This window comes from Gimesia alba (genome assembly GCF_007744675.1).
Lineage (GTDB): Bacteria > Planctomycetota > Planctomycetia > Planctomycetales > Planctomycetaceae > Gimesia > Gimesia alba.
Window position 1 is genome coordinate 4,359,156 of the sequence record NZ_CP036269.1, and the last position, 20,538, is coordinate 4,379,693.

20 protein-coding genes are annotated in these 20,538 nt (G+C 47.5%); 9 read left to right on the forward strand and 11 right to left on the reverse strand.

From position 1 onward, the window contains the following. Positions 1-38: 38 nt before the first annotated feature. The 6 genes from Pan241w_RS16095 to Pan241w_RS16120 form a co-directional block, all read right to left on the reverse strand. Entirely contained in the window at positions 39-692 is a 654-nt protein-coding gene (locus Pan241w_RS16095) for a hypothetical protein (RefSeq protein ID WP_145217810.1), read from the reverse strand. A gap of 132 nt (positions 693-824) precedes the next feature. Then, entirely contained in the window at positions 825-2,216 is a 1,392-nt protein-coding gene (locus Pan241w_RS16100; protein ID WP_145217812.1) for a POT family MFS transporter, read from the reverse strand. A gap of 44 nt (positions 2,217-2,260) precedes the next feature. Continuing rightward, positions 2,261-2,953, reverse strand: a complete 693-nt coding sequence (locus Pan241w_RS16105; protein WP_145217815.1) for a P-loop NTPase family protein — start codon at positions 2,951-2,953, stop codon at positions 2,261-2,263. Positions 2,954-2,983: 30 nt separating this feature from the next. Then, positions 2,984-3,289: a hypothetical protein gene (locus tag Pan241w_RS16110; RefSeq protein WP_145217817.1), complete on the reverse strand. Its 306-nt coding sequence runs from the start codon at positions 3,287-3,289 to the stop codon at positions 2,984-2,986. Beyond that, a complete protein-coding gene (locus tag Pan241w_RS16115) occupies positions 3,276-4,226 on the reverse strand; it encodes a metallophosphoesterase (RefSeq protein ID WP_145217819.1) in 951 nt (316 codons plus the stop codon). The genes Pan241w_RS16110 and Pan241w_RS16115 overlap by 14 nt, the downstream gene beginning before the upstream one ends. Continuing rightward, positions 4,216-5,559, reverse strand: coding sequence for an AAA family ATPase (locus Pan241w_RS16120; RefSeq protein WP_145217821.1), 1,344 nt, complete (start codon positions 5,557-5,559; stop codon positions 4,216-4,218). Before Pan241w_RS16120 ends, Pan241w_RS16115 begins: the two co-directional genes overlap by 11 nt. 189 nt (positions 5,560-5,748) lie before the next feature. On the opposite strand from Pan241w_RS16120, the gene Pan241w_RS16125 reads away from it, so the two are divergent. The 3 genes from Pan241w_RS16125 to Pan241w_RS16135 all read left to right on the forward strand — a co-directional run bounded on the left by Pan241w_RS16125 (position 5,749) and on the right by Pan241w_RS16135 (position 8,355). Then, entirely contained in the window at positions 5,749-6,921 is a 1,173-nt protein-coding gene (locus Pan241w_RS16125; RefSeq protein ID WP_145217823.1) for a lactonase family protein, read from the forward strand. Between the two features lie 133 nt (positions 6,922-7,054). After that, positions 7,055-7,714: a phosphoribosylanthranilate isomerase gene (locus Pan241w_RS16130; RefSeq protein ID WP_197999968.1), complete on the forward strand. Its 660-nt coding sequence runs from the start codon at positions 7,055-7,057 to the stop codon at positions 7,712-7,714. Between the two features lie 206 nt (positions 7,715-7,920). Further along, positions 7,921-8,355, forward strand: a complete 435-nt coding sequence (locus Pan241w_RS16135; RefSeq protein ID WP_145217827.1) for a response regulator transcription factor — start codon at positions 7,921-7,923, stop codon at positions 8,353-8,355. Positions 8,356-8,369: 14 nt separating this feature from the next. Here the strand turns inward: Pan241w_RS16135 and Pan241w_RS16140 are convergent, their stop codons facing one another. Then, positions 8,370-8,864 carry a DUF420 domain-containing protein gene (locus tag Pan241w_RS16140; protein WP_145217829.1) on the reverse strand — a complete coding sequence of 165 codons (495 nt, stop codon included), beginning with the start codon at positions 8,862-8,864 and terminating at the stop codon, positions 8,370-8,372. Positions 8,865-9,110: 246 nt separating this feature from the next. On the opposite strand from Pan241w_RS16140, the gene kdsB reads away from it, so the two are divergent. The 4 genes from kdsB to Pan241w_RS16160 all read left to right on the forward strand — a co-directional run bounded on the left by kdsB (position 9,111) and on the right by Pan241w_RS16160 (position 13,253). Continuing rightward, entirely contained in the window at positions 9,111-9,866 is a 756-nt protein-coding gene (kdsB, locus tag Pan241w_RS16145; RefSeq protein ID WP_145217831.1) for a 3-deoxy-manno-octulosonate cytidylyltransferase, read from the forward strand. Between the two features lie 135 nt (positions 9,867-10,001). After that, entirely contained in the window at positions 10,002-11,636 is a 1,635-nt protein-coding gene (locus tag Pan241w_RS16150) for a CTP synthase (RefSeq protein ID WP_145217833.1), read from the forward strand. Positions 11,637-11,695: 59 nt separating this feature from the next. After that, positions 11,696-12,625 carry a tRNA pseudouridine(55) synthase TruB gene (gene truB / locus Pan241w_RS16155; protein ID WP_145217835.1) on the forward strand — a complete coding sequence of 310 codons (930 nt, stop codon included), beginning with the start codon at positions 11,696-11,698 and terminating at the stop codon, positions 12,623-12,625. A 52-nt stretch (positions 12,626-12,677) separates the two neighbouring features. Then, positions 12,678-13,253, forward strand: a complete 576-nt coding sequence (locus Pan241w_RS16160) for a Maf family protein (RefSeq protein WP_145217837.1) — start codon at positions 12,678-12,680, stop codon at positions 13,251-13,253. An 86-nt stretch (positions 13,254-13,339) separates the two neighbouring features. Here the strand turns inward: Pan241w_RS16160 and Pan241w_RS16165 are convergent, their stop codons facing one another. From Pan241w_RS16165 to Pan241w_RS16175, 3 genes are all read right to left on the reverse strand, one after another. Then, on the reverse strand, positions 13,340-13,891 hold the full coding sequence (locus tag Pan241w_RS16165) for an RNA polymerase sigma factor (RefSeq protein ID WP_145217839.1): 552 nt from the start codon (positions 13,889-13,891) through the stop codon (positions 13,340-13,342). Between the two features lie 268 nt (positions 13,892-14,159). Continuing rightward, positions 14,160-14,450, reverse strand: a complete 291-nt coding sequence (locus Pan241w_RS16170; RefSeq protein WP_145217841.1) for a hypothetical protein — start codon at positions 14,448-14,450, stop codon at positions 14,160-14,162. Between the two features lie 376 nt (positions 14,451-14,826). Further along, complete coding sequence (locus Pan241w_RS16175) at positions 14,827-16,554, reverse strand: hypothetical protein (protein ID WP_145217843.1); 1,728 nt, start codon at positions 16,552-16,554, stop codon at positions 14,827-14,829. A gap of 486 nt (positions 16,555-17,040) precedes the next feature. Between Pan241w_RS16175 and Pan241w_RS16180 the strand changes: the two genes are divergently transcribed. Together Pan241w_RS16180 and Pan241w_RS16185 are read left to right on the forward strand one after the other, a co-directional pair. Beyond that, positions 17,041-18,342, forward strand: a complete 1,302-nt coding sequence (locus Pan241w_RS16180) for a hypothetical protein (protein ID WP_145217845.1) — start codon at positions 17,041-17,043, stop codon at positions 18,340-18,342. Between the two features lie 168 nt (positions 18,343-18,510). After that, complete coding sequence (locus Pan241w_RS16185; protein ID WP_145217847.1) at positions 18,511-19,176, forward strand: hypothetical protein; 666 nt, start codon at positions 18,511-18,513, stop codon at positions 19,174-19,176. A 92-nt stretch (positions 19,177-19,268) separates the two neighbouring features. On the opposite strand, the gene Pan241w_RS16190 is transcribed toward Pan241w_RS16185, so the two are convergent. Continuing rightward, positions 19,269-20,537 carry a DUF6807 domain-containing protein gene (locus Pan241w_RS16190; protein ID WP_197999969.1) on the reverse strand — a complete coding sequence of 423 codons (1,269 nt, stop codon included), beginning with the start codon at positions 20,535-20,537 and terminating at the stop codon, positions 19,269-19,271. Position 20,538: the final 1 nt, after the last annotated feature.

Genomic DNA, 20,538 nt, shown 5'->3' on the forward strand with positions numbered 1-20,538 from the left:
TGGGGGAGCTGTTTTATTAACTCAGTGCTCAAACGAAATTATTGCTTGTCTTTCGTATTCGGTGATTCTTTTTTGTCTTCTGTTTTTGCAGGCTCTGCTTTGGCAGCATCTGCTTTCTTGGCTTCAGGTTTCTCATCATGTTTATGATCATCGTGATCGTGGCCTTTATGATCACCGTGATCATGATCGCCGTGTTCGAGATCAACATGGAAATGATCTTCGCCCACGTCCAGATGAAAATGGCCGTTCAAATCCGATTCCGCTTTGATGGAATCCGGAATTGCCTTCCCTTCTGCAACAAACCGAGAGGACTTACCTTCTTTTTCGCCTTCTAAAGGTTTCGCAGCCAGCGGGATTTCGTGCTCGTCATCACCAACCTCCAGATCAAAATCGATGGATTCTCCTTCAATGGGGAAAGGTGTCTTGGCATCGGGACCTAAAATAAACGCCGTCAAAGTCCGCTTACCATTATCGAAGACGACTTCCATATGATATTGTTCTTCGCCCACTTCCAACAGATGACCGCCATTCGGCCCATGCTCATGTGCGTGATCATGAGCATGTTCAGCTTCCTCAGATGCCTGTGAATCTTTATCATCAAAGGTACGAGTATCATCCTTGGATGAGCAGCCCACAAATAATGCCAGGCCGAAACTACAAACTGCGACACAAAACGTTTGAGAGAAACGCATATTCCATTCCTTATCTAAGCATACCAGACTCTTGAATTAACTTTTTTGCCCCTGCAGTCACTCGCTGCACGCAGCAAATCATAGCAGGATCACACATAAAGAAAAGCATTTTGCAATAGATTTGTAAAAAGCTTATTGAATCCCCTCTTCCTGAGCCTGTGCGATATCAGATTCTTCTTCCTGGATGTAAGTTTTCCCACGATAAAACCGGGCCACAAAAACAAACAACACAGCCGCGACAAACATCAGACCGGAAAAGAACCAGAAATAGTCGGCTCCTTCCAACCGCGAAGTCTTTTCATCAATCATGATAAATTCATTCACCCCCGACGTGAGCAAATTCCCCACTGTTACTGAAAGCAGATAGAGAGACATGATAAACGACTTCATCGATGTAGGAGCCTGCGTGTAGGCAAATTCGAGACAGGTAATGGAAATCATAACTTCGCCCGCTGTGATCACCAGATACGGAACTGCCTGCCAGAGCATATTAGGTGGGTTGTCTGGAGACCGGTCAATGGCGAGCTGAATCAAAGCGACAATGGCAAAGGAAGCCGCCGTCAAAAAGAAACCGATCGAAATTTTCCTCAACGGAGTCAGAGGAAAAACTTGATCGATGAGTGGATAAACGACATAGTTAAATGTCGGCACCAGAACTAAAATGAAAAAAGGATTGAACGCCTGAATCTGAGCTGCTTTTATTTCAAATTCTCCAATAGAAACCGTCTTCATCTGAGTCGCTTGAAGCACCCAGGTTGATCCCGTCTGGTCGAATAACGACCAGAAGATCGGCACAAACACGTAAAACAGGACGGAAAGATTGAGAATGGCTTGTATCCCCTCTTTACCAAGCGTCTCTGTACGAAATTTTTTCCAACCCGAGGGTGGAATATGTACGAACTGATTCCGTCCCATCCAAAACAGAATCGTCGCGATTAACATCAATACCCCAGGCAAGCCAAATGCATAATGTGGTCCGTATGCTTTAAGGATCTCGGGAATCAAGAGAGAGGAAACGAATGCACCCAGATTAATCGCGATGTAAAACCAGCCGAATATTTTACTCAAAAGATGCTGGTTCTGTTTGCCAAATTGATCTCCCACGTGTGCCGAGACGCAGGGTTTAATCCCCCCGGATCCAATGGCGATCAGCGTCAAGCCGAGAAAGAGCCCCATCCGAGTCTCGTCAATCGCAAGCGCCAGATGCCCGAGACAGTAGACGACAGAGAGCAGCATAATTGTTTTATATTTACCCCAGAAGACATCCGAAAGTATCGAGCCTAACAGGGGGAAAAAATAAGCCGAAGCGACGAAGTAATGAAACACGGCAGTCGCTTCAGTGCCCGACATATGATCCGTTTCACCGCTGGCACTCAACATGTATTGCGTCATAAACACAACCAGAATGCCCCGCATCCCATAAAAGCTGAATCGCTCTGCAGCTTCGTTTCCGACGATATACGGAATCCCGGAGGGCATCGTTGTTTGAGGTACGGGAGCCGTTTGATATTTTGCCTGTGCCATAGATCTATGAAGTCCTTCCACAAAGGTGCGGCGCTGGTGTTTGATTATTCATCTCTCTGCAAGTCTGTTTCAATGCGTTCTACCTGAACCCCATCTTTAGTCGGAGTAAATTGATAAATACAATCTGCATAGCGTTCAAACGTTGAGGGATCGTGGTGGCTGATCATAATGATCTGAAAACCGAGTGCCTGCCCAGCCTCGTGAATAATTTTGACTAACCGAGGCACCAGGTCCGGTCGCAACCAGCAATCCTGTTCATCCAGAACCAGGACGCGGCGGTGCTCTGATTCATCCAGCGTCATCAAAGCAAACATCCGCAATCCGACCGAAAGAACATTGGCTACCGAGCCCCCCTGACCTTTCATGATGTCTTCCGTATTCCCCTCACGTTCGATTTGAAATTCGACCGTAGCCGCGTTGCGTTTCCATTCTGCCACCGCTTTCAGTTTGAGAGGCTGTTCCAGCACTTCCTGCAGCGCAATGGTGAGTTTCTCCTGAATCAACTGCAGCTCCTGCTCAAACAGTTGCCCGCTCAAGGTTTCGAGCGCTTCCGTCACCTGTTCGGAAATCGCGATATATTTTTCCGTTTCCTGAATTTGTTCAGCCAGTTGGGCCGCTTCCTTGATTTTCTGCTTACGTACGGCTGACAACTCCCAGCATTGACGCTGTAAATGGAGTGGCGCGCGCAACTCTGCTCGGGCCGAAGCGGATTCCTGGTTGGAAAACATCTCAGTCATGACGTCAGTTCAAATCCGGTCTCAGGTTTATCAGGTGGCATCTGTAGCGTGATGCTCTGTTTCAATTTTTGCCAGATCGGCTTCGATTTTTTCCAGCGTCTGATGATACTCAGCACGCTTGCGTTCATTTTCTGCCTTGATCTGCTTCAGTTTTTCCTGCAACTCATTCAGCTGATCGGTTCCATACTCATCCTGAGCCTGCTGTTTGAGTTCATTCAGATTCTTTTCTGCATTGACCAGATCGCGTTCTGACTCAATTTTGCGTTTATTCAGTTTCTGGAACTGCTCTGTCAGCGATTCGATATCGGGAACAAACCCTTGATTATTGGACGACATCTTTTGAAACCTCACTTGCTAATTTTCTAATTTCGTCTGCGATGGATGGTTCAAACTGCTCCAGATTTTTCTTCAGGAACAGTTGTAAGCCCGCGCCTGTCTCCGTCTTGCGCGCCTGCAAATCTGCTAACCCTGAAATAAAGGCCGAAGGAACGCCCTCTTCCGTTTCTTCCAGCACTTCTTCATAAAAAACTTCATCAAACACCTGATGCGGCACTTCGATTACGGACCGTTCCCAACCATGGGTTGTGACTTCCAGTTTCAGCACAGATGGAATATGTGCGCGCGAGGCATCACTCCGCGATCGACGAATGATATTGCCGGGAGTCACCCATGTCGTCTGCCCTTTGATCACATCTTCCAGTGTTCGGTGGATATGGCCATTAACGACATAATCCACGCCTTCAATTTCGTACGGTTTAAAATGTCCCTGTTCTTCATAATCGGGGACAATCAGATCATGGTGTGAGACCCAGATCACCAGCGGCGTTTCATCTTCCTCACCGACGTCTATGGTTTTCGGCAATTTTCTTCCCCAGGACGTTCCGCCAATCATCACAGAACGTCCTGCCATCGTCCCCCGCCAGGGTGTTTCTTCGGAAAGCAGTCGATACTTGCCCGCCTGGACCAGAAGGCTCAGGGTATCGTGTTCATTCAGTTGATTTTCTCGGCAATCATGATTCCCGTAAATTCCATACACGGGAGATTCAAACAGAGCCAGCAGCTCATAGAGCAACCAATTCTGATTGTCGCGTGGTACATGAAACAGATCACCCAGAATGACCGGAAGCAGCTGTTGTTCTTCCGCAGTCTTCAGGCACCACCGTAGTTTCTCCAGAACGACTTGGGGATAATCGTCCTTTCGAAAACCGGGAACCCGTCCCTCGATGTGCGGATCGCCAATCAGAAGTACGCCGCGATATTCATCACGTTCCATGTGCGTGCCCCTTCAGTCCCATTTCCGCATTCTGAATGAATTGTTCCGGCTCCATATCGGCACCACAGGTGGGACAGGTCGGATTTTCTTTCGCCCAGTTCACCAGCTCCACCCGAACTGATTCATATTCTGCTTCACACTCCTGATACGCTTTTTGTAATTGATTGAATTGAATCTGAACCGCTTCCCATTGCTGACAAATCTGTTCGATATGATACAAATCAGCCATTTCAGGAGGCGGATTGCAACTTGCTAAAACCCGAGATTCAATCCGGTCGAGATCCGCTCGTTCGTTCGCAGCATCAAGTTTCTCAATTAATTTCTGGAGTGGTTCCGTCTCTCTCAACGGGGGTGGCTCTTTTAAGCCATTCAGACATTCGCCTGTCGCACTCGCCCGTTCACAATTCTGCTCTTGAAACTGAATTTCTTCTATCAATACATTTAGCGAACGCTCATCAGTTAATTCCGGTGGCTCATTCAAAGTAGACAGAGTCGATACCTGAAACTGCGTTTGCAGCATCTGCTGTTCAACCTCTCTCAATCTCCGTGTCAGCAGTTCTAGAGGCTTCTCCGGGGCCTGATTGAGCTCTCCGGGTAACAAACCCAACGCTGCGACGTCCAGTTCCAGCTTCGCAACATGCTGCGCCGACTCATCCAAGCTTTGAATTAAGCGTTCCAACTTTTCAATCTGTTGATCTTCCGCCTGTAACATTTCATATGTTTTACCGAGCTGTTCCAACTTCGATTCCAGATCGGGAATCGGCTTCAGAATATCCAGGGTGGTCGCAATCTGTTTTGCTTCCGCCTGTTGACGCTGAAAGTCCTGCTGAGCCGTCTTGACTTTACCTCGATGCAGCTTCTGCATCTCAATCAGAATCGAGGCATCAGAGGAAGAAGCAAAGAAACGGGCTGCCCGACTGCCTCGTTCGCCGAGTAGGAAAATGGGGGATTTCTGTTCGCCGAAATGCACGTCAAATTCTTCGCTGTCACCGGTTTTAACTCGCGAAAGCTTCAGAATCTCGTGTAACTTCTCAGGTACACTATTTCGCAGGCGATGAAAATCTTCACCATCGATGCAATAACTGACCGTTTTCTTTTTCCGCTTCCACTCAATGGTATGACCATCATCCGTTTCTACGATGATGCGGCATTCTTTGGCACCATGCCTGACCATATAATCGCCGCTGGTATTCTCTGCCAAAATCTGCAGGGCAGAGACAAAGGCAGACTTGCCGCAATTATTGGGTCCCGTCAGAACGGTCAGCCCTGACGACAGATCAATCACGGTATGTGAGTGGCTCATAAAGTTATGTAAAGTAATCCGTTTTAACATGACTGCAAGTATAATCTCCGCCGCTCAGAATTCACAGGATCGGCCTACCAGGTATTTCGGATCCTACCGAGAATCAAACCATTGCTTTTCCCTGCCAGTTCGAGTCAAATAAAGAACACCGGTGGGCATGATCCTGCGATTCTTGCCCTCTTCCTGCACTCTCCTGAAAGATCGAATTAGGGTTCGTCCATGATCACCTCGTATAAATTCCTGCTGGCGATTGTTTTTATGTTTAGTCTCTCATTTCCGACGCAATCGGCTTCGGCGGCAGACCAATTCTGGGTCTATGTCGGCACCTATACCCGTGGCAGCGACAGCCAGGGAATCTATCAACTGCGGATGGATGCCGAGACCGGTAAGCTGACTCATGTCAAAACAACGAAAAATGTGGATAACCCTTCGTTTCTCGCAATTCACCCCAACCAGAAAACGCTGTTTGCCGTCAACGAAATCGGCGACTTTGAAGGCCAGAAAGCTGGTGCCGTCAGCTCCTTCTCCATTGATGCCAAAACGGGAGAATTAAAATTTCTCAACCAGCAATCCTCGAAAGGCGCCGCTCCCTGCCATCTTGTCGTTGATGCCACGGGAAACTATGTTCTGGTCGCCAATTACTCGGGCGGTAATATCTGCTCGCTCCCCATTCGCAAAAATGGAAAACTGAAACAAAGTGCGTCGTTTGTTCAACACACAGGCTCCAGCGTAAACCCGGCCCGACAGAAAGCACCACACGCCCATTCGATCAATCTTGATCAACAAAACCAACATGCGATTGTTGCTGACCTGGGAATTGATCAACTGCTGGTTTATCAATTTGACTCTGAGAATGGCTCGTTGAAACCAAATTCAAATCCGGGAATCAAACTCCCTCCCGGCGCAGGGCCGCGGCACTTCGCCTTTCATCCTACCGGAAAATGGGGTTATGTGATCAATGAATTGAATCGGACGATTACCGCCATGGATTACGACTCAAAAAATGGTTCCTTTCAGGAAATCCAGACGATCTCCACTGTTCCTGCAGGAACCCCTGCGAAAGGGAATTCAACCGCAGAAGTACAGGTACACCCTTCAGGTAAATTCCTGTATGGTTCAAATCGGGGCCCCAACACACTGGCAATGTACCGGATTGACGAACAGACCGGCAAACTGACCTCCCTCGGTTTTCAACCGACCGGTGGTGCGATCCCGCGGAATTTCAAAATTGATCCAAGCGGAAAATTCTTACTGGCTGCAAATCAGGAGACAAATAATATCGTCGTCTTCAAAATTAACCCAAAAACCGGAGTCCTCGAAGAAACAGGACATGAAATACAGGTTCCCAAACCAGTCTGTATCAAATTCCTGCCTGTGCCATCTACACCTTAGGACCGAAGCAGCCTATAATTACGACAGTACCATCGGGAATTGATACTTGCCATCATATGGGAGCGCCCCAGTCAAGCTAGCACATCACGAGATGGCCAATCATTTCAGACTTCTAAGCAGAGTACTCAAATCGATGTGGGTTAAAATTTGCGGGATCCAGGATCCTGATACCGCTGTCATGGTCGCCGATCTGGGTGCATCCGCGCTGGGTCTGAATTTTTATGCGCCCTCACCCCGCTCGATTGAAGTCTCTCAAGCCCTTAAGATCAAAGCAGCAGTGTCTGACCGGGAAATCGCACTGGTCGGGCTGTTTGTCAAGCATTCTCTGACCGAGGTGAAATCGGTCTGTGAAGATCTCGCTTTAAAAATCATCCAACTGCACGGCGATGAACCTCCCGAGTTTTTAGCCGAATTAGCGCAATCGTTTCCAGAACTCAAAATCATACGTGCGTTTCGTGCCAAGGGGCCGGATCTGTCTACCCTGGCAAATTTCCTGACCGAATGTGACCAGTGTGGAAAACGCCCGGATTATGTGCTGATCGACGCTTATTCACCCCAAGCCTATGGGGGGACAGGACATGTTGCCCCTTGGGAGATGATCCACGACCAGTACCAAGAACAAGAATGGCCTCCACTGATACTTGCTGGAGGATTGACCCCTCAAAATGTGGCTGAGGCGATTCTAACCGTGAAACCATTTGGCGTCGATACCGCCAGCGGAGTGGAGGACGCACCAGGCATCAAAAATCAAGATATGGTCAAAGAGTTTCTGATTGAAGCAGAAAAAGCATGATATAATTTCGCTAAAGCTGATATAATAGCGCAGTGCAAGACAGAGAAAGATGAAGAATCAGGACAGTTTTATATAACTGCCTTGAGAATCAATGAATAGGGTCATACCATATACCGAAGACAGGAATGTCTGAAGGTGTGACGATGAGTCGCTAGCAAACTACAGGAGAAGTGAGAAACAAGCCGTTTCTCCAGGGAATAAAAACTATGTCAACCGATTATAAAATCTTATTGATCGAAGATGACCGCGAGATTTCCAGCACACTGAGTGGTGTCATCAAATCGGCGGGATACAATATCATTGTGGCTCCCAACGGTCTCGAAGGGCAGAAACTCGCCCAGTCTGAGAACCCTGATCTGGTAATTACCGATATGATGATGCCCAAAATGGGGGGCTTTCCCGTGCTGGAAAGTTTGAAATCACTGCCTTCTCCGCCGAAGGTCATTATGATTACCGCCAACGAAGGAGGTCGGCACAAAGCATACGCGGAAATGCTGGGAGTCGATGACTACCTGAGAAAACCATTTGCGATGGATATTTTTCTGGAAGCCATCGCACGTGTCTTAGCTAAAGACAAGAACAGCGATGAAGCAGAGAAACCTGCCAAGGGTCCCATTACCCGCTCACGTAAAAAGTCCTGAACCCTACCCGCTTTTCAGGCACTGGCCACGAAAGCCACATAGTACCAGTACAATCCTGTCAATGATGTCAGCGTAATATCAATCGTGGAGATCCAGCCCAGTTTTTTATGCAGGCTGCTATGCGCGCAGGGTGCGGGGGGATTCGGAATTCGCTTCAGTGCCAGAAACAGAGTCGTCGCCCAGAAAATTGGGGTCGTAATGGCAAAGACCAAGTGGACATAGAGTACATTTTTGACGTAACCGAACTGCTCTGGCGTCAGTGGTGTTTCGCGCTGGTTGACAATATTCTGCCATCCCCCATGCATGATCTGCACATCAATTTCAAACGCAGATACCGCCACCAGCAAAACCGCCCCTAGCAATATCTGCAGTTTTTTATGTAGTGCAAAGTTGCGTTTGATTTTGACGGTAAACAGGCTTAACAACAATAAAGGCACGATCAATATGAGTGCTGAAACGACGAAATCCAACATAAATGTTGAGCGATAGCCTAAGAATCCGTGCTCCATCGGAGAATCCTGTCATAATTGGGGGTTGGTTTCTAACCTGTTGATGCCGAACAATATCAGAACATTCAAACCTCTCCAAGATCAGCCTGTCCATAGTCCGATTTCCGTGACGAAAAAGATTACTTAAGCGAAACATCCAGTTTTGGTTGTCCTCCGCTTGAAGTCGCAGACGAACTGTTGATAAATTGAGTCTGTGGAAGCGTTATTAAAGTGAGCCGTTCATCAGGAAACACAGGAGGTGTTCACGTGCAAGTGTGCGGCGTGATTCCCGCGAGACTGCAATCATCTCGTCTCCCCAGAAAATTATTACTGAATCAGACCGGAAAGTCTTTGATTCAGCATACCTGGGAGGCAGCATCAAGTTCTGAAAAATTAGACCGCTTGATCGTAGCCACCGACAGTCTGGAGATTTTGGAAGCCGTTCATGGATTTGGAGGGAAAGCCTTCCTGACAGGTGAGCACCCCAGCGGCACTGATCGGATTGCAGAAGTCGCTGTCAAAGAACTCTTTGATGCCGAAATTCTGGTCAACATTCAGGGAGATGAGCCGGAAATCTCCCCTCAGTTTATTGACCAGCTAATCGAGCTTTTGCTCCAGACTCCAGAAGCTGACATGGCAACGTTAGCGACCCCCATACGGGATGTTCAACAATTACAGGATTCATCCTGTACGAAAGTCGTCTGTCGTACGGATGGATCTGCGATGTACTTCAGCCGCCTGCCGATTCCTTTCACCAGAGATATAGAGCCGGCAACTCTGTTACCCGACCAGAGTCCCTGGTTATTACATTTAGGTATCTATGCGTACCGTAGACCGTTTTTGCTGGATTTAACGAAAATTCCTCCCACGCCAATGGAACAGCTGGAAAAATTAGAACAACTACGTGCTCTGGAGACAGGTGCCACCATTCAAGTCGCTCAAGTTGCACATCCTTCTGTAGGGATTGATACTCCGGAGGATTACGCTCAGTTTGTAACACGTTATAATCAAGAAAATTCATAGCCAACAAACGGTGACATTGGATAAAATAGATCACCGTACCGTTGGAGATAATAAACTCCTTGAAATGCGGTATCTGACCTGCATCGCACCAGAATCAATACAAGTAATATCTCGACTTAATTAGCAGATAGTGAAATGACCAAACACACGACTAAACACATTTTTGTCACCGGCGGCGTTGTCAGTTCGTTAGGAAAAGGACTCACTTCCGCCTCAATCGGGCTGCTCCTGGAACAACGCGGGTTACGGGTCCGTATGCAAAAACTCGACCCGTACATTAACATTGATCCCGGCACAATGAACCCGTATGAGCATGGCGAAGTTTATGTATTAGATGACGGATCGGAAACGGACCTGGATCTGGGGCATTACGAACGATTCACAAACAGTCCGCTCTCCCGCAAATCGAATTATACAACCGGTCAAATCTATCAACGGGTCATCGAAAAAGAACGCCGTGGCGAATACCTGGGTGCCACCGTGCAGGTGATTCCACACATCACCGATGAAATTAAAGAGTCAGTCTACAACCTCGACAGCTCAGACGTTGATGTTGTCATCACCGAACTGGGAGGAACGGTCGGGGATATCGAAGGACTTCCCTTCCTCGAAGCAATTCGTCAGATCCCGCTGGATATCGGCAAAGAGAACTGCCTGTTCATTCATTTAACGCTGGTCCCCTACATCAAAGCGGCAGGGGAAATGAAAACCAAGCCCACCCAGCACAGCGTGGGGTTATTACGCCAGATTGGTATTCAGCCTGATGTCTTGATCGTCAGAACCGAACGCCCCATGGACAAGGACCATGCAGACAAAATTGCGTTGTTCTGTAATGTGGAAAAAGGGGCCGTCATCGAAGAAGTCGATACGGAGTTTTCAATTTATGAAGTGCCCGAAGGCCTGGCCAACGACGGACTCGATAAACTGATCATTCGCAAATTACAGTTGGATGCAGAACCCTTGGATCTTTCCAACTGGCGAACTCTGCTGAATCGGATCAAAAACCCGGAACACGAAGTGACCATCGCCGTGGTAGGGAAATACATCGATCATAAAGATGCTTACAAATCGATTTATGAATCCCTGTTCCATGCCGGCTTCCACCATTCCACACGGATTCTTCTAAAACGCATTGAAGCAGAAGAAGTCGAACGCCAAGGTGCTGACAAGTTACTTTCCAATGTCGACGGAATTCTTGTTCCCGGCGGATTTGGGAAACGGGGAATTGAAGGAAAAATCGCGACGGTTAAGTATGCCCGCGAAAACAAAATTCCTTACTTTGGAATCTGTCTGGGAATGCAATGTGCGGTAATTGAATTTGCACGCAATGTGTTAGGCTTGCCCGACGCGCATAGTACCGAATTCAACAGTGAAACCAATGCCCCTGTGATTTGTCTGCTGGAAGAACAAAAGGAAATCACGGAAAAAGGGGGCACGATGCGTCTCGGAGCACAGGACTGCATCATTAGCAAAGACTCCAAAGCCCATACCTGTTATGGCGCGGATTCCATCAGTGAGCGGCACCGCCATCGTTATGAGTTCAATCCGGAATATAAAACACAGATGATTGAAGCCGGCATGATTCCGACAGGCACCAGCCCCAATGGAAATCTGGTCGAGATTGTTGAAATTCCGGATCACCCCTGGTACCTCGCCGTGCAGTTCCATCCGGAATTCAAATCCAAGCCCGTCAGTCCACATCCACTGTTTGCAGGCTTTGTCGCAGCGGCCTTGAATTACCACCAACAGAAAGTCCGCGTGACTGTTTAACGAGTGATGGACTCCGATGTCTGTGCTGGAACGCACCAGGAAAATGGAAACATTCCCCAATGAGTTCCAAAGAAACTGCAACTGGCTTGAATTTATCCGGTTTGCTGAATCTCCATAAGCCGCCTGAAATCACGTCGCGCCAGGTAGTAAATCAGATCCAGAAACGGATCAAACCAGTGAAAGTCGGACACGCTGGCACACTGGATCCTCTGGCGACAGGCGTATTGGTGGTCTGCCTGGGATCAGCGACGCGGCTGATTCGTTTTGTGCAGGATCAGCCGAAAGAATATATCGGCGAATTCATCCTGGGGAAACGAAGCGATACGGATGATCTCTCAGGAAATGTGATTGATACCCCGGGCTGCCCCACGATCACACGAACGCAATTAGAAAGCTGTCTACCAGACTTTCAGGGACAAATTGAACAGGTACCACCACAATATTCGGCGGTCCACATCGGCGGACGGCGAGCCTATGACTTGGCGCGCCAGGGAAAAGAGTTTGAAATTCAGCCACGGATGGTGGAAGTCTACGAAATCGAATTAACGGTGTTTCAGTTCCCGTTGTTTCAACTGCGGATTGTCTGCGGATCAGGGACCTATATTCGCTCTATCGGTCGTGATCTGGGAGAACAATTAGGTACGGGCGCAACGATGTCTTCACTGGTTCGCACACGGATTGGCCAGTTCAGCCTGGACAACGCAATGCAGCTGGATGAAGAACTTTCGCTGGAATCGATTTCCCGGCATCTGCAGCCCGCAGCATTAGCCGTCACAAATCTTCCACAGTATCAATGCAATGCACAGGAACTCCAGTTTCTCAGCCAGGGACGCAAGCTCAAATGTAATCCCGAGCAGTTTCCTGACACTAATCAGATCACAGAGATTGCGGTCATGACGCAGGAAGGCGCACTCGCTGCCATCGCTGAATGGGATCAATCGATCCACCAACTGTCACCGAGACAGGTCTATTATCAACCATCGAAATAACCGGTTTAGCAACCACAAAGTCTGGTGAGTCAATCCGCCGACGGAGTCACCCATGAAACTCATCCTGGCCAGCACATCATCCTATCGCGCCGAACAATTGAAACGGCTGGGACTTGATTTCGAAACACGCGACCCACAAGTCGACGAAGCCCTGTTCAAGCAGGCGGGCTTCACTCCCGAGACACTTGCCGAGGTACTGGCTCTGGAAAAAGCCAAACAGGTCGCTGGGCAAAACCCCGAGACAATCGTGATTGGGGGTGACCAGTTGGTCTCGTTTGAAAATACCATCCTGGGAAAACCAGGCTCGGAACAGGCCGCCATTGATCAGTTAATGGCAATGCAAGGGAAGTCCCATACACTGATTACGGCCATCGCTGTCATTGGACCTGACTTCCTTGAAACTCATATCAATCAGACCACTCTGAAAATGCGGCAACTGGATCAAGACGCCATTAAACGGTACGTCCAATTTGACCAGCCCCTTGACTGTGCAGGAGCCTACAAACTGGAAAGCCAGGGAATCGCACTGTTTGTAGAGATCCAGTCAACAGATCATTCCGCGATTACCGGCATTCCTCTGATTGCCTTGACCACACTCTTGATCAAAGCGGGAGTGACTCTCCCTTGATTTCTCGATTCGACTTCCTTAATAACACAAAGCCTGCAGAAGTTTCCTCCTGCAGGCTTTGCTGATTCAACAAAAACAAATTTTACTCAGACGGACTGCAAGTCCAGCAGAGCTTCCCGCAGACGGTTTCGTGCGGTATGCAGTCGACGCTTGATCGTACCAATAGGACGATCAAATTCGTGACTCATTTCTTTCAAAGACTGTCCTTTGAAATAAAATGAGATCAACGTTTCACGGTCGACTTCGCCCAGCTGTTCCAGACCACCGCGTAATTCAGTTGCCCGTTCACTTTCCAGCATTTTGTCCAAAGGACTTTCTGGATCATCGTCCAGGACGATGAAAGTATCAGGGCTCTGAATGCACTCGTTAGGCCGACGAACAGCTCGATTGATCGACATCCGAACTGCAATCTGACGCAACCACCCACCGAATCGCTCTGGAGCGTTCAGCTGAGACAGTTTACGCATTGCCTGAATGAAAACATCCTGCGTGACTTCACTGGCCTCAGCGTGATTTCGCAATCGCTTCATCACGATTGCAAAGACCGTCGATTCGAATTGAACAACAAGTGAACCAAATGCGTCCCGGTCTCCGTTCTGAGCGGCAGTAACTAATAGAATTAAGTGCTGATCTTCCATTGTAATTTCTCTTCTCTGTCCTTGTTTAAGGACTCTGGTTCATAGATGTTCAAAGTGGTTGCTCTAATCACATTCGAATTGAGAACCGAACAACATACGAGTCAGCCGTGAGACCAGAGAAAGAGTGTGACTCTTCCAGCCAGAAATTCAGGTGCCCTACGTAAGGTTCTCGCCATCAAACATGGCAGTGTCAGCTAAAACCTGATGGGTTCTAACCAACCACTTTGAGTAAACGATTTTCTGCTAAAAAGCAGGGAAAAGGGACTGCTTACGAAGCAGTTCCGGTCACAGTGGTCCTGGGTCCCGTTATCTGCATATCTCTTTGATATTGCAGATGCATCGATGGTTGATGTTGGCAACAACAATGCCAACTCATCGAGGGGGTCCCCGGCATACCACCGGATTCCGACAATCGTTCTCCATATAGAGGGTCTAACGAATCGAAACGGAGGGCTGCACGGACGACATCGATGGCTTTCACGACAGCTGCTGTTTTCACAAACGCGCTATTGTTAATTGCTTTGACGACGAAACGACGATTCTGTTTAGAAAAAATCATCAGTGCACCTCCTGCGTTAAACCGCAGAGAAAGAGACTAAAAAAGAGAGGGCTAAAGCCTCATAAGTAAAAAACGGATTCAATCCGCTCACAAAATAAATCAGTAGAGATTCTCTGATTGATAGTCAAGAACCTCTCTACACCAACTAGACATCCACAGTCTGTCTTTGGTTCGCGTATTTTTGACAGTTTTCGGTAAAATATTGATTATTTCAAGAGAGGTTTTGTGAAATCGCTACAGATTCTCGCTGAATCACGCGCCCCCCAGAAGAAACCAACAACGGTAAGTCTTTTCGTAAATACTACTTAAAAGAAACGGCTTGCCAGATAATTAATCGTAACATATTTTCAGTTATTTTCCGGCGTGGGATGCGATTTTACTTTTTTTGAGTCGAGAGAATCGTAAAGACCTTGAATCCACTTTTCATATTTTGGACGGGGATATAAGTTTTGGTCGTTAAAGTCTGCTTACCGGTAGACAAACTGAAGGTCAAATAGGAAGTCGAAATCCCTTGTTTTTTAATCAGCCCTGCCGAAAACGGCCCCTCTTTCTGCTGGCTTTCCGCCAAAATATTGTAGATCTTCAAGACCGTTGTCGGTACATCAATCAGTGCCAGAAGATTTGCCTTACTCAGCCCCTCCTCTCGTGCCGCTTCAAATGCGGGCTGATTTTGTGCAAGCTGTTTTGAATTGTCAGGAGCATCCAAGGCTTCCAGAAATTTCTTCATGGAAGCAGTCGCTCCCATCGCCTGCAGTACCTTTCCTTCGGGATACGCCATTCGATTGGTAATCCCCGAAGGACCATATAGCACTTCGAGCATGCGTTTTTGAATCTGCAGGGGATCGGATTCCGGGTTGATCTCTTGTTTGATCACCGTTAGATCAACTGTGACATCCCCAATCTTTTCTGCATCGGGTGTCATCGTCACTTGTTGCTGCATTCCTGGCAAAGAAATATTTTTCATCAACGACATCATCTGTCGTGTATATTTCCGCATTTCTTCAGAAGGACTCACTTCAGAAATCGTATAGGCATTCAAAACGCCTTCCGAGAGTTTGCCTAATTCAAATGAAAAATAATAACTGCCAAATTTCAAGCTGCGAATCTCTTTGACAATCGATTCGAATTGCGCTTTGGCTTCGGCATTCTGTTCTGTCTCGTCAAACATCTGGGCCGTAAAATTCATGCCCCAGGTAATCAACGCATCGGTATTCCCCGCACCCGCAAAATAGGTTAGTTGGTTTGCAGGAAATTTTCCAAGTTGTGCAAACCCCTGAGGTTGATTTGCCTGAAATAATAGATCCGTCACCGAATTTGCTTTGACTTCAAACAGGCTTTCGACACCAAGACCAGCAGGAGTCACTTTGACTGCCGTGGTATAACTTTGAGAGTCCTGAACTGCCTGCAGCGCGCCTTTGGCTACTGCAGAATACATCGCCATCATCGGTTTCACATTCACACCAGGCGCTGTGTTAACCGTTGCAGAAAGTTGATTCAACGTCTGATCGATTTTCTGTCCTGCGAGCACAAGTTGTGGCTGGTAGACTTGGACCAGTTTTTTTGAATTCACGTAAACTGATAAATCGCCATCAGCAAAGAGATCTCGCGAAGATGCAGTCATTTGAGAAGAAAAATTCTTCTCACGACTCTTTAACAGAGTTCCAGCCTGGTCAACCAACTTCTGGTCTTCACTATAAACAATCCATTTCTCATGAACGGCACTGTGATAGCCTTCCCCAAGTGCTTCCTGAACGGCTTTCTGATCGCTTACAGGGATCACATAGAGCAAGCCTGGTTGGTTTGCCTGACTTAGATACACACCCACATACAGATCGCGAGACGTATCAACACCGGCCAAGGCGGGATTCGAAATCGAACGCCCCAGAAACGTACGCAAGCTCCCCGATAAAACACCGCTCAGTGTCTCATCTACCTGATTCAATAAGCCCGTAATATTCTGCTGTGTGAGCTTGGGCTGCTTAAGCCGAATGACAATACCGGCATCAGAGGATATCGCAGATTCGGGGTTCGTGGCTGCCGATGCAAAAGCAATCGGAAAAAAAAGCAAAACAGACGTCAGAAAAGGCTTCCAGTTAACAAACATCAATCAACACTCCATTTATTCAAATTTATATGGCCCGTAATTTGAGTCTCCATTATATACCGTGTTGAATGCCGAGAGGACTCTTTGCCACTGATAAAGTCTGACATTTTTAAACCTTTCACAGTGAACGAGTTAAGAACTATCCCTGCATAATCCCCAACAAAATACAGGCTGTTCTCTACACTTGAATTGTGAAGATGGGAGCCCTGGCCGCTTTAGCCAGTGTTTTTCGATTACTGAGTCGATACCAAATAAATCAGTTACACCTAACATGCCACGCATGACTCCCCCAAGGCATAGCAAAATCAGAATCCAGACTTGTGACAGAATTTGTTCTATACCGATGAGAAAAGAGTAAAGTAAGTTCTCGACTGCGAAAATCTGCATCTTCCCACCGATCTTGACTGGGGAACCGCAATGTAGTTTTCGCATTACTCTTTAAAATTTAACGACAAAGATCTCGTTGAAGGATCATACAGAGCATCAATGTCTACTGGATTTGCTGGCTCGCGTTCCATGGATGAACGGCGGCGTCGTAGATTGGCATCGGAATCGATCGAATCACTTGATGATTCGAACGATGATTCTGCATCGCAAACGATTGCGCGGACACATCGCTTTGCAGCCGGACAATTTCCTCTACGCACTTTAATCTTTCCCAGGCGCTGGAAACTGTGCTTCTTTTATCTGCCTGTCTTCTTGTGTTTTGCGGGATTGATTGCTGCTGACTTTTATCGGCCTGAGTTCTCTACCCCCGACTCTGCCATCTTCAACTACTTCTCACTGGAGCAGAGCTCGCTGCCTCGTTACCTGAGCGGTGGTCTCCTGTTTGTTTCAGGTCAGCTTGCCCTGCTGATTGCAGCACTGCGTACTCAAAGCCTGCATGATTTTTCAGGCAGATATCGGCTCTGGAAATGGGTCGCTGCCGGACTCTTCCTGTTTGCTTTGTGTGCAACCACCCAAGTGCATCACGTATGGGCATCAACAGTTATTGAACAGAGGTTATTTGACTGGGGTAGTCAGACTCAACTTCTGGCCTGGCTGGTTCCCGCCCTGCTCTTCGGCTTAACTGTCTCACTGATGACCTACCTTGAAATGAGGGGAGATCGTGCTGGCTTAAACTTCACGATTATGGCAGCCGCCGCATACGTGGCGAGCCTGACATTTATGCTGACAGGTAATCTCATTCCCTGGGAAGAATATCACCACTTAATCGCAGCAGGGATCATGTTCTTTGCACATTGGTGTTTATTTACCAGTTTGCTCCTGCATGTGCATCACCTTCTCTATCAGTCGATCGATTTACCAGAGAAAGTCCCCTCTCGCTTCAAAAAAGTCTGTGCAACTTATCTGCATCGTCGTCGTATCAAACGAAAAGCAAAGCGGGTTGCCAAAGCAATCAGACAAAAAGAGCGCTTGGCAGAAAAAGCACAACAACTGGAAGCAAAAAAAGCTTTAGCCGAGGCGGAAGTGTCAGATTCTGCAGAAAAACAATCTGCCGCTCCCCAGCCCCCCAAAGCGGTCACAACTCCAAAACCAACCGCTAAAGACACTAAAGGTGTCCCAACGGAGCAAACGCAAGCACCTGTTGCTAAAAACAAAGCTGCTAAAAATCGGTCTTCACAAAAGCAGCAACCGAAAACTGAGAAGAAAAATATCAGGGTCGACTCGTCACATGATCCCGAACTGCTGAAAGGGCTTAGCAAACGCGAACGGCGAAAGTTGCAGAAGCAGTGGAGAGAAGAAGAGCGGCTCAAGGCCCTGCAGAACGAAGAACATTCTGCATAATTCTCAGATTTTTTTGAACCGGTTTTGAATTGCGCTCGTTTCTTTAGTGATTTCTGTATAGACTTGCGCTGTTCCGAGCGCGCTGCTTTTTTTCGATTCACAAATCGAATTTTTACATATTCTGAATGCTCATTTTGATACACACGTTGGGGAAAGGTGAATAGAACTATGTCAGACGACAACTTTTACTCAGAAGAGAATGACTCTCAGTCCGATGAGTTTTCTGCCCAGCCCAAGCAGGGAATGAGTACAGGGGTAAAAGTCCTGCTGATTTTTCTCGGCGCAGGAGGACTCTGCTTACTACTCTGCTGTGGTGGTCTGTTTTTCGCTGTCAGAAACATGGATATTAAAATGCAGGTGACAGAGAAAAAAGCAGAGATCATTACCATCCAAAATGAAATCGTTGATATTACGGTTCCCGACACCTTCAATCCCAAAGCAGGAGTCACATTTAGTGTCGTTGGCAAAGGTATGAAAATGGCACTGTTCGAGCCGGATTCAGGACAGGGAGTATTGATCTTAATGAGTATCACAGTTCCCGATGATGGCATGATTGATATGGAAAAAGAGTTTCGCGACAGCCTGAATAATCAAAATCAGAATCAAAATCATCGCCAACTTGACATCACCGAAGAGAAACAACGCGAATTTACCATCAAAGGCAAAAAACTCAACTTCACGTTTGCTGAAGGAACTGATAAAAAGGGTAATACATTTCATCAGGTAACAGGCGTCTTCCCTGGTAAAAGCAGCCCGGCCTTCTTGATGCTACAGATTCAATCCGACGAATATAACGAAGAAGAAATCGTGAAGATGATTGAGTCGATCAAATAATCGGCACACACTCATTCGATCTCGACAGCAAAGCTGACCATGAACTAAGTTCACGGTCAGCTTTTTCTTTTCAATACCATTTCCTTACGTGTTCAGGATTCCGGAATCACTTTGACTTCAGGGGGATCTGCGTAATCTTCCCACAACCGTTGGTCTACCTGGGCACTCGGTTTTCCGTCATGCACATAGAAGCGATAGCGTGAGACATATGGTTTTCCAGGCTCAATCTGAAATGCATCCAGAGCGGCGACAGCAAAGCAGAAGTAAGGCATTTTCGGATGTAATCTGACCGGCTGGGGAAACCGAAAATTACCCGGGTGACTCAAAATCGTGACCCCCGCTGTCTCACCAGCTAACGGACCATACAGTTCCACCCAACGTGGACGCGACTGATTCCCGTTTTCCTTATTTCTCCCTTCGCTGGTGAGAAAATCATACGAATGATCGTCGTGCCAGTCTGCATGACCGCGAATGGTCATCCCGCCATAATGAATCTTATCAATCGTCACCGGCTGCTGGGTAGCGCAGCTTTGCGTCGACTTGATATCAAACAGGAATTGATCCTCTAATGCATAGATCCGCACCTGCCAGTGTTCTTTCAGCATGGTCACCGGCCCCGACTTTGCGGTCAGATCAACATGATCAATGGTAGTCGTAAACGAACCAAATACAGAACCACCGGAAAATGAATCGACCTTGCTATGTTCGACCTTTCCAAGTTGGGACTTCTGATCCCAGCCATTATTTTCTCTGCCTTCAAAGAGCACTTTTCGCCACGAAAACATGACACCATGCTGATGGGCGTGATCGGGATTGAAGTCGTCCGTAATCACTTTTCCGGACGGTGTATACAACGGATGAATGTATCCGCTTTTATCGTAATACGCTTCATCACGCCGGGGCGCTGCAACGAGGGCATGATTATAAGTCAGTACCGGTTTGCCATCGACTTTCACATTCAAATGTTTTCCATCATCGGCCACAGTGACATGATCAGGTTGTCCTCCAATACTCTTCCTGGCAAAGAGACGATATTGTCTTGTCGCACCTTTCGGTAATGCTTTACGTAGAATCCAGACAACCTGCCGTTGATCTCCTGACGGATCGATCTGAATCGGAATTTCGGCTCCGTCCTCAACCCGCACCAGACTTAATTCCTGCCCTTTCATCACTTGAGGCAGAAGGGTGGAGAGTACACAATTCTGGCGTGCCTGTTTCCCCGCTGAAACTTCCAGCAATACCGCCGGCCCTGCAAACGAGACTGAAAGCTTGCCAACCAGCATCACAATCGTTGCCGCCCAACAGAAAATCATGCCTCGTCGTAAATGAGGAATCGTTTTTCCCATGGTTTGTATTGTCATC

What these genes read in the sequence shown, in the direction of transcription:
- Pan241w_RS16125 (WP_145217823.1), top strand. Translation starts at nt 5,749, where the DNA reads ATGATCACCTCGTATAAATTCCTGCTGGCGATTGTTTTTATGTTTAGT.
- Pan241w_RS16135 (WP_145217827.1), top strand. Translation starts at nt 7,921, where the DNA reads ATGTCAACCGATTATAAAATCTTATTGATCGAAGATGACCGCGAGATT.
- Pan241w_RS16130 (WP_197999968.1), top strand. Translation starts at nt 7,055, where the DNA reads ATGTGGGTTAAAATTTGCGGGATCCAGGATCCTGATACCGCTGTCATG.
- truB (WP_145217835.1), top strand. Translation starts at nt 11,696, where the DNA reads ATGAGTTCCAAAGAAACTGCAACTGGCTTGAATTTATCCGGTTTGCTG.
- Pan241w_RS16160 (WP_145217837.1), top strand. Translation starts at nt 12,678, where the DNA reads ATGAAACTCATCCTGGCCAGCACATCATCCTATCGCGCCGAACAATTG.
- Pan241w_RS16100 (WP_145217812.1), bottom strand. Translation starts at nt 2,216, where the DNA reads ATGGCACAGGCAAAATATCAAACGGCTCCCGTACCTCAAACAACGATG.
- Pan241w_RS16115 (WP_145217819.1), bottom strand. Translation starts at nt 4,226, where the DNA reads ATGGAACGTGATGAATATCGCGGCGTACTTCTGATTGGCGATCCGCAC.
- Pan241w_RS16185 (WP_145217847.1), top strand. Translation starts at nt 18,511, where the DNA reads ATGTCAGACGACAACTTTTACTCAGAAGAGAATGACTCTCAGTCCGAT.
- Pan241w_RS16150 (WP_145217833.1), top strand. Translation starts at nt 10,002, where the DNA reads ATGACCAAACACACGACTAAACACATTTTTGTCACCGGCGGCGTTGTC.
- Pan241w_RS16165 (WP_145217839.1), bottom strand. Translation starts at nt 13,891, where the DNA reads ATGGAAGATCAGCACTTAATTCTATTAGTTACTGCCGCTCAGAACGGA.
- Pan241w_RS16170 (WP_145217841.1), bottom strand. Translation starts at nt 14,450, where the DNA reads ATGATTTTTTCTAAACAGAATCGTCGTTTCGTCGTCAAAGCAATTAAC.
- Pan241w_RS16140 (WP_145217829.1), bottom strand. Translation starts at nt 8,864, where the DNA reads ATGGAGCACGGATTCTTAGGCTATCGCTCAACATTTATGTTGGATTTC.
- Pan241w_RS16175 (WP_145217843.1), bottom strand. Translation starts at nt 16,554, where the DNA reads ATGTTTGTTAACTGGAAGCCTTTTCTGACGTCTGTTTTGCTTTTTTTT.
- Pan241w_RS16120 (WP_145217821.1), bottom strand. Translation starts at nt 5,559, where the DNA reads ATGTTAAAACGGATTACTTTACATAACTTTATGAGCCACTCACATACC.
- Pan241w_RS16095 (WP_145217810.1), bottom strand. Translation starts at nt 692, where the DNA reads ATGCGTTTCTCTCAAACGTTTTGTGTCGCAGTTTGTAGTTTCGGCCTG.
- Pan241w_RS16105 (WP_145217815.1), bottom strand. Translation starts at nt 2,953, where the DNA reads ATGACTGAGATGTTTTCCAACCAGGAATCCGCTTCGGCCCGAGCAGAG.
- Pan241w_RS16110 (WP_145217817.1), bottom strand. Translation starts at nt 3,289, where the DNA reads ATGTCGTCCAATAATCAAGGGTTTGTTCCCGATATCGAATCGCTGACA.
- Pan241w_RS16180 (WP_145217845.1), top strand. Translation starts at nt 17,041, where the DNA reads ATGTCTACTGGATTTGCTGGCTCGCGTTCCATGGATGAACGGCGGCGT.
- Pan241w_RS16190 (WP_197999969.1), bottom strand. Translation starts at nt 20,537, where the DNA reads ATGACAATACAAACCATGGGAAAAACGATTCCTCATTTACGACGAGGC.